Origin of the sequence: Escherichia sp. WS1265 (assembly GCF_046487585.1) — a bacterium.
Lineage (GTDB): Bacteria > Pseudomonadota > Gammaproteobacteria > Enterobacterales > Enterobacteriaceae > Escherichia > Escherichia coli.
Genome location: NZ_JBJQJE010000017.1, coordinates 26429 through 44642 on the forward strand (window position 1 = coordinate 26429; position 18214 = coordinate 44642).

The 18214-nt window shown below is 49.7% G+C and carries 16 protein-coding genes and 1 pseudogene; 13 read left to right on the forward strand and 4 right to left on the reverse strand.

Annotated features, from left to right (window positions below; translation table 11 throughout):
- The first annotated feature begins 11 nt into the window (after positions 1-11).
- The 12 genes and pseudogenes from ACJHX3_RS16895 to ACJHX3_RS16950 all read left to right on the forward strand — a co-directional run bounded on the left by ACJHX3_RS16895 (position 12) and on the right by ACJHX3_RS16950 (position 11468).
- A complete protein-coding gene (locus ACJHX3_RS16895; protein WP_000357983.1) occupies positions 12-1022 on the forward strand; it encodes a zinc-dependent alcohol dehydrogenase in 1011 nt (336 codons plus the stop codon).
- 69 nt (positions 1023-1091) lie between these two features.
- A complete protein-coding gene (locus ACJHX3_RS16900) occupies positions 1092-2525 on the forward strand; it encodes an MFS transporter (protein ID WP_000078430.1) in 1434 nt (477 codons plus the stop codon).
- Positions 2526-2623: 98 nt separating this feature from the next.
- A complete protein-coding gene (locus ACJHX3_RS16905; RefSeq protein WP_094321789.1) occupies positions 2624-3973 on the forward strand; it encodes an MFS transporter in 1350 nt (449 codons plus the stop codon).
- A complete protein-coding gene (locus ACJHX3_RS16910) occupies positions 3963-4838 on the forward strand; it encodes an aldose 1-epimerase (RefSeq protein WP_094308650.1) in 876 nt (291 codons plus the stop codon). The genes ACJHX3_RS16905 and ACJHX3_RS16910 overlap by 11 nt, the downstream gene beginning before the upstream one ends.
- Before the next feature lie 139 nt (positions 4839-4977).
- Positions 4978-5577, forward strand: a complete 600-nt coding sequence (gene yihX, locus ACJHX3_RS16915) for a glucose-1-phosphatase (protein ID WP_001315111.1) — start codon at positions 4978-4980, stop codon at positions 5575-5577.
- The gene (locus ACJHX3_RS16920) at positions 5571-6443 is read left to right on the forward strand and encodes a virulence factor BrkB family protein (RefSeq protein ID WP_000920762.1); all 873 of its coding nucleotides are present in this window, start codon (positions 5571-5573) and stop codon (positions 6441-6443) included. The genes yihX and ACJHX3_RS16920 overlap by 7 nt, the downstream gene beginning before the upstream one ends.
- Complete coding sequence (gene dtd, locus ACJHX3_RS16925) at positions 6440-6877, forward strand: D-aminoacyl-tRNA deacylase (RefSeq protein ID WP_000560983.1); 438 nt, start codon at positions 6440-6442, stop codon at positions 6875-6877. The genes ACJHX3_RS16920 and dtd overlap by 4 nt, the downstream gene beginning before the upstream one ends.
- A 44-nt stretch (positions 6878-6921) precedes the next feature.
- A complete protein-coding gene (gene fabY / locus ACJHX3_RS16930) occupies positions 6922-7863 on the forward strand; it encodes a fatty acid biosynthesis protein FabY (protein WP_039720258.1) in 942 nt (313 codons plus the stop codon).
- Between the two features lie 415 nt (positions 7864-8278).
- Positions 8279-9166: pseudogene (locus tag ACJHX3_RS16935) on the forward strand (hypothetical protein); the annotation flags it as partial.
- Between the two features lie 12 nt (positions 9167-9178).
- Positions 9179-10093, forward strand: a complete 915-nt coding sequence (locus ACJHX3_RS16940; RefSeq protein ID WP_140427154.1) for a transposase — start codon at positions 9179-9181, stop codon at positions 10091-10093.
- 695 nt (positions 10094-10788) lie between these two features.
- A complete protein-coding gene (locus ACJHX3_RS16945) occupies positions 10789-11007 on the forward strand; it encodes a CopG family transcriptional regulator (protein WP_123058368.1) in 219 nt (72 codons plus the stop codon).
- A 218-nt stretch (positions 11008-11225) separates the two neighbouring features.
- Positions 11226-11468 (forward strand): CopG family transcriptional regulator, encoded by a 243-nt coding sequence (locus tag ACJHX3_RS16950; RefSeq protein WP_001309881.1) that lies wholly within the window; start codon positions 11226-11228, stop codon positions 11466-11468.
- A gap of 181 nt (positions 11469-11649) precedes the next feature.
- Here ACJHX3_RS16950 and fdhE read toward each other — a convergent pair whose 3' ends face one another.
- Genes fdhE through fdnG form a run of 4 tightly spaced genes read right to left on the reverse strand, consistent with a single transcriptional unit; the run spans position 11650 to position 17173 of the window.
- Positions 11650-12579 carry a formate dehydrogenase accessory protein FdhE gene (fdhE, locus tag ACJHX3_RS16955; RefSeq protein ID WP_025210068.1) on the reverse strand — a complete coding sequence of 310 codons (930 nt, stop codon included), beginning with the start codon at positions 12577-12579 and terminating at the stop codon, positions 11650-11652.
- Positions 12576-13211 carry a formate dehydrogenase cytochrome b556 subunit gene (fdoI, locus tag ACJHX3_RS16960; RefSeq protein WP_000829013.1) on the reverse strand — a complete coding sequence of 212 codons (636 nt, stop codon included), beginning with the start codon at positions 13209-13211 and terminating at the stop codon, positions 12576-12578. The genes fdhE and fdoI overlap by 4 nt, the downstream gene beginning before the upstream one ends.
- Positions 13208-14110, reverse strand: a complete 903-nt coding sequence (gene fdoH / locus ACJHX3_RS16965) for a formate dehydrogenase O subunit beta (protein ID WP_000331377.1) — start codon at positions 14108-14110, stop codon at positions 13208-13210. Before fdoH ends, fdoI begins: the two co-directional genes overlap by 4 nt.
- Before the next feature lie 12 nt (positions 14111-14122).
- Positions 14123-17173 carry a formate dehydrogenase-N subunit alpha gene (gene fdnG, locus ACJHX3_RS16970; protein ID WP_109538242.1) on the reverse strand — a complete coding sequence of 1017 codons (3051 nt, stop codon included), beginning with the start codon at positions 17171-17173 and terminating at the stop codon, positions 14123-14125.
- 193 nt (positions 17174-17366) lie between these two features.
- Here fdnG and fdhD point away from each other — a divergent pair, with 193 nt between their 5' ends.
- Positions 17367-18200 carry a formate dehydrogenase accessory sulfurtransferase FdhD gene (gene fdhD / locus ACJHX3_RS16975; protein ID WP_000753597.1) on the forward strand — a complete coding sequence of 278 codons (834 nt, stop codon included), beginning with the start codon at positions 17367-17369 and terminating at the stop codon, positions 18198-18200.
- Positions 18201-18214: the final 14 nt, after the last annotated feature.

An 18214-nucleotide genomic window follows, 5' to 3' on the forward strand; every position in this document is an offset into this window, starting at 1 on the left:
GGAGAATAACAATGGATAAAATTACCCAGGTTTTATTTTCAGATATTGGGAAAGTCACCACTCAATATGTTGAAGTACCACACCAGCAACTTAAACCGCACGAAGTACGGATTGCGCCCGTGTTCTACGGGATATGCGGTTCGGATCTGCATGTTCTGAAAGGCGGTCATCCGTTTGCCAAACCGCCTGTCGTCCCCGGTCATGAAATTGCAGCGCGCGTTACGGAAGTGGGCAGCGACGTTAGAAATGTACAGCCGGGCGATCATGTTGTGGTCGATCCCATCATGGCTTGCATGGAATGCCGAGCTTGCAAAGCAGGACGTTTTAATCTTTGTGAACCACCGCAGGTTGCTGGTTTTCGCGCACCGGGCTTTGCTCGCTCACAACACATTGTTCCTGCGCGTAATTGCCATGTCGCACCAGCCTCTTTACCGCTAAAAGTGTTGGCCTTTGCCGAACCGGCGGCTTGTGCTCGTCACTGCGTTAACCGAATGCCGAAAGCTTCTCTGGAAAGCGTACTGGTGATTGGTGCCGGAACGATAGGCTTATCCATCGTGCAGGCACTGCGCATTATGGGGGCAGGTAAGATTACCGTGATTGAACCTGACGCTGCCAAACGCGCGCTGGCGTTAAAGCTGGGCGCAGCAGAAGTTTGGGCACCAGGTGAGCTGGCCGCAGATGTGCGATTTACGGGGGCGATTGATGTCGTTGCAGCGCAGGCCACGCTTAACGATGCATGTACCCGTGTATATGCCGGAGGCACCGTCGTGTGCATGGGCGTACCAAGTGGGCCGCGTGAAATACCATTACCGATGATGCAACGTTTCGAGCGTGACTTGCTCAACTCTGGCATGTACATCCCTGAAGATTTCGATGCTGTTATCGAATGGCTGGCGGATGGGCGGTTTGATACCAGTGAACTAGTTACCGATTTATTTGCCATTGAGGATGCAGCGGCGGCATTCGAACGCGCGCAGCAAAATGACTCCATAAAGGTCATGCTGCAATTTGCGCCGGAATGATTTTCTAAATCTCTGTCTGGCGCTGCGTCACGTCAGCGCCACCCTACAACAATTAAAAAGGACACTGCGATGAGTCAAATCACCAGTCCTGCAACTTATTCAATTAGTCGGCCACAGGACGTAATTGATATTGTTAATAAGAACTCTGCAATCAACACCAGTATCGGCGTTATTTTTATTGCTTTGGGCGGCATATTGATTGATGCCTACCAGGCGGCGATGGTGGGGTTTGGTAATAAATACATTGCCGCTCAATTCGGCATTTCGCCGGGTCTTGCTGCAACCGTCAATGCATCAGTATTAATCGCCGCGTTAATTGGCGGTTTATTAGCGAACCGAGTAATAAACCGCTTTGGGCAAAAGCGGGCATTTATTATTGGCATGGGGCTGTGCACCATCGGTGCTGCAGCGGTAGCTATTGCTCCCAGTATCTGGTGGGTGCTGGTGTGCCGCGTCATCATGGGCTTTGGTTTAGGCATCGACTTCCCTTTGGCAACTAATGCCGTGGCAGAGCTTCGTGGTTCAACGTCGAAGAAAACCGGAACGTCGGTCAACCTCTGGCAAATGGCCTGGTATGTTTCGACAACCGTTGTTTATTTGGTGCTTTTGCCGCTGCTTCTGTCGGGTATCGCTGAAGAACAATTGTGGCGTTACGGAATATTCATCGGAGCTATTTTTGCAGTCATCTTCATGATTTTGCGTTACTTCTTTATTGGTGAATCCGCAATGTGGGCCGCACGCGTCGGGCGTTACCAGGAAGCATGCGACATTCTGGGAAAACGTTATGGAGTTCAGGCTCGCGTTGCAGCACCGGGTACAGCAGAAGCAAGATCCTCGGAAAAAGCAGAGAATAAATACAGTGGTGGATATGGCATCTTATTTAATGATCGTTACCGCAAACGCACCATCCTTGGCTGTGTCGTGGCAACCATGCAGGCGTGGCAATATAACGCCGTAGGCGTTTATCTTCCTCTTACGTTGGCGGGAATAATAAGCGGAGGGCTTACTGGCGCGTTGACAGGTTCTGCTGTCGTAAATGCCCTTTGTGGGGTGACTGGTGGGATGATCGGCTCGTTTATTCTCCAACGACTGGGTACTCGCCGACAGTCGATGTATGGATTTGCTGTTGTGACCTTAGCATTGCTGTCGTTAGGAGCACTGGCAACGACTAATCCCTGGCTGTCTTTAGGGTTATTGGGATCAATTATTTTCTTCCATTCAGCGGGTCCTGGTGGGCTGGGCATGACCATTGCCACACTCTCTTATCCTCCCGCTATTCGCCCTACTGGGGTCGGATTTGCCCGCGCTATTATGCGCACAGGGGCAATTGCAGGACTCATTTTCTGGCCGATGCTGTGGGGTGCGTTGAAAACTGAAGCGTTTTACTGGTTGGCAATCGTGCCATTCCTGGGATTCCTGACCTGTGTATTGATTAATTGGGAACCTTTGGGAGCAAATGTTGACGCTGAGGATGCAGAGGTTCTGGCTGAATTGAAGAAATAAATTAATGCGCATCGGCTTAAACCGATGCGCATTAATTCAAACTGCCCACGTTTAGTGGTTCGTATCCCAGATTTCTCGCCTACCAGGAGAGGAAAATTATGTCTGAAAAGTTACCCGCACCGCGTGAAGGGCTTTCCGGTAAAGCCATGAGACGTGTCGTTATGGGCAGTTTCGCAGGCGCGTTAATGGAATGGTATGACTTCTTTATTTTTGGCACGGCAGCAGGACTGGTATTTGCACCGCTGTTTTATCCAGACAGCGATCCTTTTATAGGTCTTATAGCTTCCTTTGCGACCTTTGGTGTCGGTTTTCTGACTCGTCCTTTAGGTGGCATCGTCTTTGGTCATTTTGGCGATAAAATCGGGCGAAAAATAACGCTTATCTGGACGCTGGCTATTGTCGGTTGCTCCACATTTTTGATTGGTTTTATTCCGACGTATCAGGAAATTGGGATCTGGGCACCGCTCATATTAATGGTGCTACGTTTAATTCAGGGCTTTGGTCTTGGTGGCGAGTACGGCGGAACGGCATTGATGACCATAGAATCAGCGCCCGAATCCCGACGCGGATTTTTAGGTTCACTCCCGCAAACGGCTGCGTCTGTGGGTATTATGCTGGCAACCGGTATTTTTGCTCTCTGTAACCATTTTCTTACTTCGGAGCAGTTTCTCTCCTGGGGATGGCGCATTCCGTTTTGGCTTTCTGCGGTGATGTTGATCGTTGGGCTGTTTATCCGCCTGCATACCGAAGAAACGCTGGATTTTCAAAAGCAAAAAACGACGAATAATAAAGAAAAGTCCGTTCCTCCGTTGATTGAATTATTCAAAAAATATCCACGAAATATTTTATTGGCACTGGGTGCGAGGCTGGCGGAAAGTGTCTCCTCTAATATTATTAACGCCTTTGGTATTGTCTATATTTCCAGCCAATTAGCATTGTCGCGAGATATTCCCCTGACGGGTATGTTGATTGCCTCGGCGATCGGTATTTTCAGTTGTCCATTGGTTGGATGGTTATCAGATCGTATAGGTCAAAAAAGTCTGTATTTGTCGGGAGCAGGATTTTGTGTCCTGTTCGCGTTTCCTTTCTTCTTATTACTGGATAGCAAAAGTACGCTCATCATCTGGTGCAGTATGATCCTCGGCTACAACTTAGGTCCGACGATGATGTTTGCCGTGCAGCCAACACTTTTCACCCGCATGTTCGGTACCAAAGTACGATATACCGGCCTTTCTTTTGCTTATCAATTTTCCGCGATTCTTGGCGGACTAAGCCCCCTTATCGCCTCAAGTTTGCTGGCGCTAGGGGGAGGAAAACCGTGGTATGTCGCTCTGTTTTTATTTGCTGTCTCAGTTCTTTCCTTTGTTTGCGTCTGGCTGATTGAGCCGACCGATGAACAAGAAACCGCTTCTTACCGCTACATCAGGGAACAATCTCATGAAAACTGAACGAAAAAACGAGCATTACCTGGCGCTACAACAGGCGTTTGACGCGCCATGGCCTGGGCCTGTAGGAGAGTTAGTGACGCTGGAAAAAGGCAATATTCACCTGCAGATTTATCCGCATGATGGTGCCAGGATAACCTCGTTAAAGGCATTTGGTTCTGAAGTATTACGCCAATGGCAGCCGCAGCGCAGAGCTTTTCAGTATGGCTGTTTCCCAATGGTGCCGTGGGCAGGGCGACTGGGGAATGCGACGCTGAATGCTGGTGGGCAATGTTATTCTTTACCCGCCAATAAACCACCGCATGCGTTGCATGGTATGGCTTGTTACTCAACGTGGGAAATCATCGACAAAACAGCAGATTCCCTGACTTTACGTATGCCCCTGGCTTCACCGTGGCCCTGGCAAGGGGAAGTGATTCAGACTTTTTTGCTGGAGAACGATGCGCTGGTTTTGCAACTGGAAGTCCATTCATATGCCGATACATTCCCGGCCTCCGCTGGCTGGCATCCGTGGTTTGCGAAAAAGCTGACTCCGCAAAATACAGAATCGTTGCAGGTGCTTTTTGATGCGGACTGGCAAGAAGAAGCGGGTAGTGATGAACTGCCAACTGGAAATCGTATCTCTCCTCAAGTCGGTCCCTGGGATGACTGTTTTGGTTTTTATGACGGGGTGAAGGTTAAGTTACTGTGGCCTGGTGAACTCGCGATGACCATGACCTCTTCTGCAAACAGTCTGGTGGTATTTGATAAACAGCCCGATGCCACCTGTATTAACCCGCTGACTCAGGCACCTAACGCAATAAATCTAACGCCGGAATTTGTGACACCAGATAAGCCGCTGGTCATCGAAACTCGTTGGCAATTTTAACCATTCATCTATTGCGAAAAAGCCAGTGAAATTACTCTGCTTTTTCGCAATCAGCATCACAAGATTACCCTTATTGCCACATAGCCAAACCCATCCTTTCCCGCTACAGTTAATTTCTTGTGGCGCGAAAGGAGGCAAAATGCTCTATATCTTTGATTTAGGTAATGTGATTGTCGATATCGACTTTAACCGTGTGCTGGGAGCCTGGAGCGATTTAACGCGTGTTCCACTGGCTACGCTTAAGAAGAGTTTCCACATGGGCGAGGCGTTTCATCAGCATGAGCGTGGGGAAATTAGCGACGAAGCGTTCGCAGAGGCGCTGTGTCATGAGATGGCCCTGCCGCTAAGCTACGAGCAGTTCTCTCACGGCTGGCAGGCGGTGTTTGTTGCGCTGCGCCCGGAAGTGATCGCCATCATGCATAAACTGCGTGAGCAGGGGCATCGCGTGGTGGTGCTTTCCAATACTAACCGCCTGCATACTACCTTCTGGCCGGAGGAATACCCGGAAATCCGTGATGCTGCTGACCATATCTATCTGTCGCAAGATCTGGGGATGCGCAAACCTGAAGCACGAATTTATCAGCATGTTTTGCAGGCAGAAGGTTTTTCACCCAGCGATACGGTCTTTTTCGACGATAACGCCGATAATATAGAAGGAGCGAATCAGCTAGGCATTACCAGTATTCTGGTGAAAGATAAAACCACCATCCCGGACTATTTCGCGAAGGTGTTATGCTAAAAACCATTCAGGACAAAGCCAGGCACCGTACCCGTCCACTATGGGCCTGGCTAAAACTACTCTGGCAACGCATTGATGAGGACAACATGACAACCCTGGCAGGTAACCTTGCCTATGTGTCGTTGCTCTCATTAGTGCCGCTGGTTGCCGTTGTTTTTGCGCTTTTCGCCGCTTTTCCCATGTTTTCCGACGTCAGCATTCAGTTGCGTCACTTTATTTTTGCCAACTTTCTGCCTGCTACTGGCGATGTTATTCAGCGGTATATCGAACAATTTGTTGCCAATTCCAACAAGATGACCGCCGTTGGGGCGTGCGGGCTGATCGTCACCGCGTTATTGTTGATGTACTCCATCGATAGCGCGTTGAATACCATCTGGCGCAGTAAACGAGCGCGACCAAAAATTTACTCGTTTGCCGTGTACTGGATGATTTTAACGCTGGGGCCGCTGCTGGCAGGGGCCAGTCTGGCGATCAGTTCCTATTTGCTCTCCCTGCGCTGGGCGAGCGATCTCAATACTGTCATTGACAACGTGCTGCGTATTTTTCCGCTGCTGTTGTCGTGGATCTCCTTCTGGTTGCTGTACAGCATTGTTCCTACCATCCGCGTACCTAACCGCGACGCGATTGTCGGCGCGTTTGTCGCTGCACTCCTGTTCGAAGCAGGAAAGAAAGGTTTCGCGCTTTATATCACCATGTTCCCGTCATATCAGCTCATTTACGGCGTGCTGGCGGTGATCCCCATTCTCTTTGTTTGGGTCTACTGGACATGGTGTATCGTCTTGCTTGGCGCGGAAATTACTGTCACTCTCGGGGAATACCGCAAACTAAAACAAGCAGCTGAACAAGAAGAAGACGACGAACCATGATTGCATTAATTCAACGCGTAACCCGTGCCAGCGTCACCGTGGAGGGAGAAGTGACGGGCGAAATTGGCGCGGGACTTTTGGTGTTATTGGGTGTCGAAAAGGATGACGACGAACAGAAAGCAAACCGTCTGTGCGAGCGTGTGCTCGGCTATCGCATCTTTAGCGATGCCGAAGGCAAGATGAACCTCAACGTGCAACAGGCGGGCGGCAGTGTGCTGGTGGTTTCCCAGTTTACCCTCGCCGCAGATACCGAACGGGGGATGCGTCCAAGTTTCTCCAAAGGTGCATCACCGGATCGCGCAGAGGCGTTATATGACTATTTCGTCGAACGCTGCCGTCAGCAAGAGATGAACACGCAAACAGGACGCTTCGCTGCGGATATGCAGGTATCGCTGGTCAATGATGGCCCCGTGACATTCTGGTTGCAGGTATGAGCCAGCTTCCAGGTTTGTCACGGGAAACAAGAGAGAGTATCGCTATGTATCACCTTCGGGTTCCACAAACAGAAGAAGAGTTAGAGCGTTACTATCAGTTTCGCTGGGAAATGTTGCGTAAGCCCCTGCATCAACCAAAAGGTTCGGAACGCGACGCGTGGGATGCGATGGCGCATCACCAGATGGTCGTCGACGAGCAGGGTAATCTGGTGGCGGTAGGCCGATTGTATATTAATGCCGACAATGAAGCGTCCATTCGCTTTATGGCCGTTCACCCGGAGGTGCAGGACAAAGGGTTAGGAACGCTGATGGCGATGACCCTGGAGTCGGTGGCGCGTCAGGAAGGTGTTAAGCGCGTGACCTGTAGCGCCCGCGAAGACGCGGTGGAGTTTTTCGCCAAGCTGGGGTTTGTCAATCAAGGGGAGATCACCACGCCAACCACCACGCCGATTCGCCATTTTTTGATGATAAAACCTGTCGCCACTCTGGATGATATTTTGCATCGCGGCGACTGGTGCGCGCAGCTGCAACAGGCGTGGTACGAACATATCCCGCTGAGTGAAAAAATGGGCGTGCGTATTCAACAATATACCGGGCAAAAATTTATCACCACCATGCCGGAAACCGGTAATCAGAATCCGCACCATACGCTGTTTGCCGGGAGTTTATTCTCACTGGCTACGCTCACCGGTTGGGGGCTTATCTGGCTGATGCTGCGTGAACGGCACCTCGGCGGAACGATTATTCTTGCGGATGCGCATATCCGTTACAGCAAACCAATCAGCGGTAAACCTCATGCGGTAGCCGACCTCGGTGCCTTAAGCGGCGATCTCGACCGTCTGGCGCGCGGGCGCAAAGCGCGGGTACAAATGCAGGTCGAAATCTTTGGCGACGAGACGCCGGGTGCAGTGTTTGAAGGCACGTATATCGTTCTGCCCGCGAAGCCATTTGGCCCGTATGAAGAGGGCGGGAACGAAGAAGAGTAGCTGATGGAGAGGGGCGGTGCTGCCTCTCTCATTCTTTCAGGTCATTTACATCAGTCTCTGACTATTCCGGTTATATTGAATAAGAACTCTATAAATTTTTATTCTTCGTTGGCACCATACGTGTCTTGCTACATCACTTTTCAGGAGCATTTAAACATTATTTGTAGAGCTGAGTGGCTATTATCGCCGATAATGCTTAATTCATAATATTAGTTCAGATTTGAGCGATTTTTGATAGTCAAAACCCTCTCTGGTGCCATACTTTTCTCATAAATATTTTTAAAGTCTATAGCTAACAAACATTATGCAAAGATAATGGGGTGGCGTCATTGTCAGTATCATTCATTTACTGCTTCTGGATGTTGTAAATAATTATGTGGCATGTTTGCTCTTAAACCGTGGGAAGGAGGCTGTAATGGTTGCCAATATTAATCTCATTAAACAAGAAAGTTATTCTATTGTTAATTTAGAAAAACAGCTAATGAGTAATGAATCACTGAAGCAAACGCTATTAAATCAATTTTCACTTTGCCTTAAAATGGAAGGTGAGGAGCAACTGTGCGATTGTGTTAACGAACTTAAACTCGGGTTGTCGAGTAATAATAAATATGACCTGTTTAAAAATAAAGAAACCTCACTGTGGAAACGCAAAGTACCAGAAAGCGCAGCGCTGGCAATGACGGGAACAGTATATAAATTATTTGGTAGTCGCTTACTCAACGCCCGCAATCAGTTAGATAAAAATCTCCTCGAAATGGCTATGCAAATGGTTTATGGCAAAGATATGGTGACAAAGTCCGGGGATATATTGATTGATATACAATTAAATAAGGATGGCAGCCTCCAGAGTAAGCACTACACATTTGATGTAGGTGAAGTTATAAACAGTTATAATATTGACCTCTTTGTGAATGCCTCGAGTATTAATCAAACGTACTTACATGATAAAAATCCTGGTGACGTTATTAGTCTATATGGCACTTTAGATAACGTTCCTCTTGTAGTAAAGGAATGCACCGGTAAAAATCATCAAATTAACGTTAAAGCCAAATTGCCGCAAGAACGAAGTGAAAAAGTTGAGGATATGTGTGAAAGAATGAGAGGTGGCATCTCTATGTTTAATCACAACACAAAAACAGCTGGTAATATAGAGCATAATTTGCGGCTAAGTTTTCTCGTGGATTCACGGCCGTCGATCACCAATAAATACTCAGTCAAAGATGTAGGTCCAGATATACTTGCATTGCCCGTCAACGTATATCGGGCAGATTTTAAAATTAAAATCAATAACGAAGTAGAGAAGGCTTCGTCAATTGTGTTATGTGCTGTGCAAAAAAATCTCCATGCAGCAAGGAAGGTTCTTAGCGGGATAATGGGAAATGTGCCAAAAAATAATAAACCAAAAACAATCATTTTGGATTTACGTTTTCTTAGTGCAATTAAGCAGAAGGTTTTTTTGGGCAGTGAAAAACCGTTGTTTGTAAAGCATACCGCAATGATGAGGGAGGCATGTAAGGAATTACCGCAGTCAGTGGAATATGTTCCTTTAGCCTGTGAAGCGCATAGCCATCGCAGCGTCGCCCTTGCCAAAACCGCAGCTGCGCCCATCATGGCGACAGGCGTGGGATCGGCTTTAATGTATGCAACATCATCAGGACCGTATTATGCGCAAAGTCTTTCTGGTTCGCCGGATATCGAGATGATAAAAAAACGCATGGCTGAATTGTTTAACCAGTCGGATATTTCTGTGCGCAACAAATATAGCCCGGCTTTTGATAAATGGAATGAACTGGTAGATAAATTAAATCACGAAAGAAATACAGTTCCGTTTGCGTGTTTGACCACCATTTTAGCGACGGCGATAAATGAAATTCCTGAGGGAGATACGAATGTTGCCGTTGTGATGGGGTGTAAATCTGCGAAAGATCGCACGATATCCATTGTCCTTGGCAACTCGATGTTGCAAACACTCTTTGAAAAACGCCTCGCCGATGATGGAGAAATAGAAAATCTTTTTGATCAACAGGGATATTTTAACTGCGATTCATTAACAGCCAAAGAATTAATGATGTTAAAAGACCTTTTTGATATTCGAGTTCTTCATCTCTCTAACAAATTTAATGTTGGGTTGCAAGGTAATATCAACACGGATGTTTTACAAGATTCGTTTTTTAAAAATGTCGATTTCATTCATGAATCTAGCTCGTATACCGTAGGGATGGGAGTCTGACGGGTAAAACTCATTAGGATTATCAGAATTCGGACAATGCATTGCAAAAATGACATTCAAAGAGAGATGTGTGCAGGCGCTTAGCCGCGAGGGGCATAGCGAAGCCATACAGAAAGCACTAGCATTCAGAACTCCTGTGAAAGCGGCATAGTGGCCGCCTGTGCAGGAGTTTTGCTATGACCCGTATCGTGCTGACCGTTGCCACCCTATGATGCGATTAAAAAAACTCATCGTCGCGCCGATGATTGACGACAATGCTAGCGGATGATGTCAGGGATATTCCGGAAGGAATTCCTTGTTTCCCGAACTGTTACCCACAAAATTATAACGACGAGCAAGTAAAGACCGGTTGGTGGCAGCATTGAACGGTCTGTGATGGATGTTAAATTTCACCTTAAATCCTGGTGCTGTTAGGATGCTGACGTTTTTCGGGTACACCATTCAGATTATGCAAATGAAGATCCAATCAAAAAATAAACATCCCTGAATATAATATATTCATAGCACCCATATCTCATCCTGGGCGATAACCAAACCATTTTTGATTAATAAATGAAACAACTGCAACGTTCTTATTATTTCTGGAAAACGTCTCGCAAAAACAAAACAGCATGCAAAAATCCGCTTTTTTTAAATGATTTTTCGGCGTAATTTTCGCACATACATTAATGAGTAATATATGTAAGGTATTGGTAATGGCGATGAATACGGTTTTTCTTCATTTATCAGAAGAGGCAATTAAACGGCTGAACAAGCTTAGGGGCTGGCGTAAGGTTTCACGATCTGCAATTTTACGCGAAGCGGTAGAGCAATATCTGGAACGTCAGCAATTCCCGGTGCGTAAAGCAAAGGGAGGCAGGAAAAAGGGGGAGGTAGTTGGTGTTGATGATCAGTGTAAGGAGCATAAGGAATGACAAAAATTTTTCATTCTTGAATATAAAAAAACAGATGCCCTTATTCTGGTATTAATACAAGGCTGTTTTACTTGAACTTATAATAACAGCAACTGTTACATCATATCTGGAAAACGCCTCGCAAAAATAAAAAATGATGCGTAAATGCGCTTTCTTTAAAGATTCGGCAAGGGTACTTTTCTCTCCATAGATTCAAAAATGATATTGGCGAGATATTTATGAACTCTCTGGCAGGTATAGATATGGGCAGAATTTTACTCAATTTATCGAATGAGTTGTTTAAGCAACTTGATGATCTCGAGGTGCAGCGTAATCTTCCTCGTGCGGAGCTATTACGGGAAGCAGTAGATCAATACCTGGTAAATCAATCGCAAACAGCAAGAGCCAGTGCTTTTGGCATCTGGCAAGGGAGTGAGGAAGATGGTGTCGAATACCAGCGTAAGCTGCGCGAGGAATGGTAATGGCAAAAAGATTTGGCTATTTGATATCGATATCCTTATCGATTTTCTCAGTGTGAAAATTGAGGCAAAACAGGCACTGGCGGCATAGCTTGAGGTTGTAACGCGGAATACGAGAGATAGTGTCGTCACACCCTATGAGCTGTAATCCGGGCGACCAGCGCCACCCGGAAAACGTCAGAGATTACTCCCCTTCACCCGGGAACAGGAACGGGTTGATGGAACTGCGGGCGTAGCCTTCTTGCTCCATTCGCGCGTCCAGTACCAGAGAGGCGAGGTCATCTGCCACGGCTTCAACTTTCGGTTCTTTTTCCTGATAAAGAATCTTCAGGTAAGTGCCACAGTCATCGCAGCTTTCGGCTTTAATCGCGGCCTGTTCGTCATCCAGCGACCAGTAATGCAGTTTGCCGCTCTGTTCACAGTTGCTGCATTTTACGCGCACCACGTGCCATTCGGTTTCGCACAGGTTGCAGTGCAGGTAACGCAGACCCTGAGTGGTGCCAATTTGCACCATGCTGGACACCGGCATAGAACCACAAACCGGGCAATATTGACGTTGTTCGCCATATTCCGCACGCGCTTTGCCGGGGATCAGATTGGCCATCTGCGCCCAGTAGAGCGACAGTGCAGCCCAGATAAACGGCGCTTTATCGCTGCTGACGGACGAGAAATCAGAGGCAAACAGTGCGCTGGCCATATCTTCCAGCTCCTGAGTCGATGCCTTCTCCAGATTCTCAATCACTGCCAGCGCCGGGCCGCTCATTTCAGGTTTCAGCTCAGCAATCAGCGCCATCAGCAGCTTTTGCCAGTGCTTATCACGCGGCAGAACGTGAATATCCAGCGGGGGCTTGCCTTGTGCGCTGGCTTCTTTAATGCGCGTGGTCAGATCCATCTCCAGCGGATGGTCGTACAGCACCACTTCCTGGGCGTGGGCGATAAGCGCAGCAAAGCGCAGGTAATCACCCAGCGGATTATTTTCTGCCAGCTCGTGCAGACGCTCGGCGCGGCGGTTGTATAAATTCTTGAGCCGAGGGAACAATAACGGCGGAATCATATCCGCCGTACGTTTCTCGCTCGAACCCAGCTCATCTTGCGGGATTATGCGAATACTCATTCAGCTTTCTTTTCCGTTGTCTTGCGGACCTCACGGTACCAGCGCGGGTGATGTTTCTTCGCCCAGGCGCTGGTAACCCATCCTTCCACCATGGCGGTAATCGTGCCTTTCACCCAAAGGGCGGCGTAGATATGCACCATGATAACCACAATTAACGCCACTGCGGCAAATGAATGCAGCATTAACGCAAATCGGATCACCGGGATTGAGAAAGCAGGCGCAAAATAAGGACGCCAGATAATCACGCCGCTCACCAGCAGCAGAACCAGGAAAATAATCGCCGCCCAGAAAACGCATTTCTGACCGAAGTTATAACGCCCGGTGTCACCTACTTCCTCGTTGACGACGATCTTACGAATATTCTTCGCCCAAAAGATATCATCCCGATTGATTAGGTTGTGATGCCAGTAACGGAAAAACATGATGATGAACGAGGCAAACATAACCACACCGACAAACGGGTGCAGAATTCGCGCCAGCTGCGGTGTGCCCATGATTTGCATCAACCAGTTGAAGGACGGGAACAAAAAGCCAAGCCCGCTCACCGCCGCCAGGATGAAGCAGAAGGCGGTGATCCAGTGGTTGATACGTTCCGGCGCGGTGTAGCGCACGATGGTGTCACGTCGTTTCATTTGCGCTCCTCGTCTTTCTCTTCGTGCAGATTATTCTCTTCCTCATCCGCACGGTTCGGACCGACACCCACGTAGTGGAAGATACTGGCCGCGAAGGTAGCCGCAAAGCCAACAGCTGCGAGCGGTTTCCAGATGCCTTTCCAGAATTTCACGGTTTCGCTGATTTCCGGGTTCTCCGGCAAGCCATGATACAGATTTGGCTTGTCAGCATGGTGCAGCACGTACATGACGTGTGTACCACCAACGCCTGCCGGATCGTACAGACCCGCATTGTCGTAACCGCGAGTTTTCAGCTCCGCCACGCGCTCGCTCGCCAGCGTTTTCATCGACTCTTTCGTACCGAAGTGAATCGCGCCCGTTGGGCAGGTCTTCACGCAGGCCGGTTCTTGCCCAACCACCACGCGGTCAACGCACAGCGTACATTTGTAGACGCGGTTGTCTTCCGGGTTGAGGCGCGGAATGTCGAACGGACAGCCCGCAATGCAATAACCGCAGCCAATGCACTGCTCGGACTGGAAGTCGACGATACCGTTGGCATACTGAATAATTGCACCTTCCGCCGGGCACGCTTTCAGGCAGCCTGGATCGGAACAGTGCATACAGCCGTCTTTGCGGATCAGCCATTCCAGTTTGTCGTTCTGCTCCACTTCCGAGAAGCGCATTACCGTCCACGATTTGGCACTTAAATCATTGGGGTTGTCGTACACCCCAATGTTATTGCCGACGGTATCGCGAATGTCGTTCCACTCTGAACACGCCACCTGACAGGCTTTACAGCCGATACAGGTGGTGACGTCGATGAGTTTCGCCACTTCTTCCTGGAAGTCCCGCGCCTGAGGCGCGGGGGTCAGACCGTTAGTCGCGGAACGACGAATGATATCTTGAGATTGATAAGCCATATGTCGTCTCCGTTACACCTTTTCCACATTCACAAGGAAGGACTTAAACTCTGGCGTCTGCGTGTTCGCATCACCAACGAATGGCGTTAACGTATTGGCAATAAAGCCTTTTTTCGCAACACCTTCATAGCCCCAGTGAATCGGAATACCGATGGTATAGATATCTTTGCCGTTCGCTTTCAGCGTGCGAATACGTTTGGTCACCACCGCTTTGGCTTTGATATAGCCACGGTTGGAGGAGACTTTCACGGTATCGCCCTGGGCAATGCCAAGTTTATTCGCCAGCGACTCACCGATTTCCACAAACTGCTCTGGTTGCAAAATCGCGTTCAACAGCGCGTGTTTGGTCCAGTAGTGGAAGTGCTCGGTCAGACGATAGGTGGTTCCGACATACGGGAACTTATCGGCTTTACCCAATGCTTCGGCGTCGTCTTTAAAGATTCGCGCAGCCGGGTTCGAGATAACGTTTGGATGCAGCGGGTTAGTTCCCAGCGGCGTTTCAAACGGCTCGTAGTGTTCCGGGAACGGACCTTCCGCCATCTTATCGAGGGCAAACAGACGCCCCATGCCTTCCTGCTGCATGATAAACGGCCCGACGCCACTGCCCGGAGGCGCTGCGCTGTAGTCCGGAATATCCCAGCCGGTCCATTTGGTGCCGTCCCATTTCAGCAACTGACGCTTCGGATCCCACGGGTTACCCTGCGGATCTGCGGAGGCGCGGTTATACAGAATGCGGCGGTTAAGCGGCCATGCCCATGCCCAGCCCAGCGTGTTACCGAGGCCAGACGGATCGGCGTTATCACGACGCGCCATCTGGTTGCCTTCCGGCGTCCAGCTACCGGCGAAAATCCAGCAGCCACAGGAGGTTGTACCGTCATCGCGCAGTTGAGCGAACGAGCTAAGTTGTTGGCCTTTCTTGACAATAACCGCACCGGTTGCCGGATCGGTAATATCGGCCAGCGCCTTACCGTTGCTCTCCATCGCCACTTCTTCCGACTTCGGCTCATGCGGAATGGCGTAGTTCCAGGTCATGTTCAGCACCTGGTCCGGGTTCGCGCCACCCTGTTCGGCATACATCTTGCGCAAGCGCAGGAAGATACCGGAGAGGATCTCGCCATCAGTCAGCGCAATCCCCGGGGCGTCCGCACCTTTCCAGTGCCACTGCAACCAGCGACCTGAGTTAACGATTGAACCGTTCTCTTCCGCAAAGCAGGTCGATGGCAGACGGAACACTTCGGTCTGGATCTTCGACGAGTCCACTTCGTTCAGCTCACCGTGGTTCTGCCAGAAGTTAGAGGTTTCAGTGTTCAGCGGGTCGATAGTGACGAGGAACTTCAGTTTCGACAGACAACCGATCACTTTGTTTTTGTTCGGGAATGAGGCAACAGGGTTAAAGCCCTGGCAGATATAGCCATTGACCTTGCCTTCTTTCATCATCTCGAAGTATTGCAGGACGTCGTAGCCTTTATCCCACTTCGGCAACCAGTCAAAGCCCCAGCTATTTTCCGCCGTCGCTTTATCACCAAAGAAGGCCTTCATCATAGAGACGAAGAATTTCGGGTAGTTGCCCCAGTAGTTTACCTGGCCTTCCAGCAGCGGTTTTGGCGTGTTGGCGGTAAGGTAGGTTTGCAGATCGGTCTGCTTCTCGCTTGGCAGCGTCATGTAACCTGGCAGGCTCTGCGACAGCAGCCCCAGGTCCGTCAGCCCCTGAATATTGGAGTGACCGCGCAGGGCGTTAACGCCGCCGCCGGCCATCCCCATATTGCCGAGCAGCAGCTGGATCATCGCCATCGTACGAATGTTTTGCGCACCAACGGAGTGCTGCGTCCAGCCTAGGGCATACAGGAACGAGGCAGTTTTATCGTGAGCACTGGTTTCGGCGATGTATTCGCAGACTTTCAGGAACGCGTCTTTTGGCGTACCACAGATGTTTTCAACCACATCTGGCGTGTAGCGGGAAACGTGCTGTTTCAGCAAGTTCCACACGCAGCGCGGATGTTGCAGCGTGGTATCGCGTTTGGCGAAGCCGTTTTCGTCCAGTTCATAAGTCCAGGAGGATTTATCGTACTTGCGTTTTTCCGCGTCGTAGCCGGTGAACAGGCCATCTTCAAAGCCGTAATCCTCACGCACGATCAGGCTGGCGTTGGTATAGGCTTCGGTGTATTCGCGGTTGAATTTTTCATTGTTCAGCAGGTACAGCAATACGCCTGACAGGAAAGCAATGTCAGTACCGGAACGAATAGGGGCATAGTAGTCAGCCACCGCCGCCGTACGCGTAAAGCGAGGATCGATCACAATCAGCTTCGCGCCATTGTGAATTTTGGCTTCCATCGCCCAGCGGAACCCGACCGGGTGAGCTTCAGCGGCGTTACCGCCCATCACCACGACGAGGTTGGCGTTCTTGATGTCGACCCAGTGGTTGGTCATCGCACCGCGACCAAATGTTGGAGCAAGACTTGCTACCGTTGGTCCGTGTCAGACACGCGCCTGGTTGTCGACCGCGAGCATACCCAGCGCGCGGGAGAATTTTTGCGTTAAATAGCCGGTTTCGTTACTCGACGCGGAAGCACACAGCATCCCGGTGGAGAGCCAGCGGTTAACAGTCACGCCTTCGGCGTTTTGCGCAATGTAGTTAGCATCGCGGTCTTCTTTCATCAGTTTGGCGATGCGATCAAACGCCTCTTCCCAACTGATTTGCTGCCATTTATCAGAACCTGGCGCACGGTATTCCGGAAACTTCAGACGGCTTTCGGAGTGGATGAAATCCACCAGGCCAGCGCCTTTCGGACAAAGTGCACCGCGGTTGACCGGGTGATCCGGATCGCCTTCGATATGGAAGATAGATGCTTTGGCGTTTTTTGCTCCGTCACCGAGGCTGTACATCAACAGCCCACAGCCTACGGAACAATAGGTGCAGGTATTACGGGTTTCGCGGGTGCGCAGCAGTTTATACTGCCGGGTTTCCGCGAGTGCTACGCTGGGTGCAAAACCCAGTGCCGCTGCCGTGGTGCCTGCCATACCGCCAGCGCAGATCTTAAAGAACTGCCTTCTGCTGACCTGCATGGATTGCTCCTTGTTTCGACATTGTCACGTCCCATTTACATTCGCTTGCTGCGTGTGCAGGGAGTGGGAGTTATTTTTCTTTGCGGAAGGGGCCGCAAAGGTCCAGAATTGGCTCAATTTCCCTCCATCCAGGAAGGGTTTGTAACAGAATACCATAATGTTGGTGTGTGTGTTCTTATCTGGTTAAGAGAAAGTGAAAAAAACACAGCAAAAAGAAATCGAAAATGTGACAAATGTCACAGGTGTTCGTCAAATTGAGTTATGGCGGCGTGATGATTTACAACACCCACGGTTAGATGAGGTGGCGGAAGAGGTTCCCGTTGCGCTGGTCTACAACGGCATTTCGCATGTAGTGATGATGGCGTCACCCAAAGACCTTGAGTACTTTGCGCTCGGTTTTTCGCTTTCCGAGGGGATTATCGAAAGTCCACGCGATATCTTCGGTATGGATGTCGTTCCTTCCTGTAATGGTCTGGAAGTGCAAATTGAGCTTTCCAGCCGCCGCTTTATGGGGTTGAAGGAACGTCGCCGGGCGCTGGCCGGGCGTACAGGCTGCGGCGTGTGCGGCGTGGAACAGCTTAACGATATCGGAAAACCGGTGCAGCCGCTGCCGTTCACCCAGACGTTTGATCTCAACAAACTGGATGATGCATTACGTCATCTCAATGATTTCCAGCCAGTGGGGCAACTGACTGGTTGTACTCACGCCGCTGCATGGATGTTGCCATCTGGCGAACTGGTCGGCGGGCATGAAGACGTGGGTCGCCATGTGGCGCTGGACAAACTGTTAGGCCGCCGGTCACAAGAAGGGGAAAGCTGGCAGCAAGGTGCGGTGCTGGTTTCCAGTCGTGCCAGTTATGAAATGGTGCAAAAGTCGGCGATGTGTGGCGTAGAGATTTTGTTTGCGGTGTCTGCCGCGACTACACTTGCTGTAGAAGTGGCTGAACGCTGTAATTTGACGCTGGTGGGCTTTTGTAAACCGGGTCGGGCAACGGTTTATACCCATCCGCAGCGTTTGAGCAATTAATTAAAATAAGTCCT

Coding starts and splice junctions, on each gene's coding strand:
- ACJHX3_RS16895 (WP_000357983.1), top strand. CDS start 12: ATGGATAAAATTACCCAGGTTTTATTTTCAGATATTGGGAAAGTCACC.
- ACJHX3_RS16900 (WP_000078430.1), top strand. CDS start 1,092: ATGAGTCAAATCACCAGTCCTGCAACTTATTCAATTAGTCGGCCACAG.
- ACJHX3_RS16905 (WP_094321789.1), top strand. CDS start 2,624: ATGTCTGAAAAGTTACCCGCACCGCGTGAAGGGCTTTCCGGTAAAGCC.
- ACJHX3_RS16910 (WP_094308650.1), top strand. CDS start 3,963: ATGAAAACTGAACGAAAAAACGAGCATTACCTGGCGCTACAACAGGCG.
- yihX (WP_001315111.1), top strand. CDS start 4,978: ATGCTCTATATCTTTGATTTAGGTAATGTGATTGTCGATATCGACTTT.
- ACJHX3_RS16920 (WP_000920762.1), top strand. CDS start 5,571: ATGCTAAAAACCATTCAGGACAAAGCCAGGCACCGTACCCGTCCACTA.
- dtd (WP_000560983.1), top strand. CDS start 6,440: ATGATTGCATTAATTCAACGCGTAACCCGTGCCAGCGTCACCGTGGAG.
- fabY (WP_039720258.1), top strand. CDS start 6,922: ATGTATCACCTTCGGGTTCCACAAACAGAAGAAGAGTTAGAGCGTTAC.
- ACJHX3_RS16945 (WP_123058368.1), top strand. CDS start 10,789: ATGGCGATGAATACGGTTTTTCTTCATTTATCAGAAGAGGCAATTAAA.
- ACJHX3_RS16950 (WP_001309881.1), top strand. CDS start 11,226: ATGAACTCTCTGGCAGGTATAGATATGGGCAGAATTTTACTCAATTTA.
- fdhE (WP_025210068.1), bottom strand. CDS start 12,579: ATGAGTATTCGCATAATCCCGCAAGATGAGCTGGGTTCGAGCGAGAAA.
- fdoI (WP_000829013.1), bottom strand. CDS start 13,211: ATGAAACGACGTGACACCATCGTGCGCTACACCGCGCCGGAACGTATC.
- fdoH (WP_000331377.1), bottom strand. CDS start 14,110: ATGGCTTATCAATCTCAAGATATCATTCGTCGTTCCGCGACTAACGGT.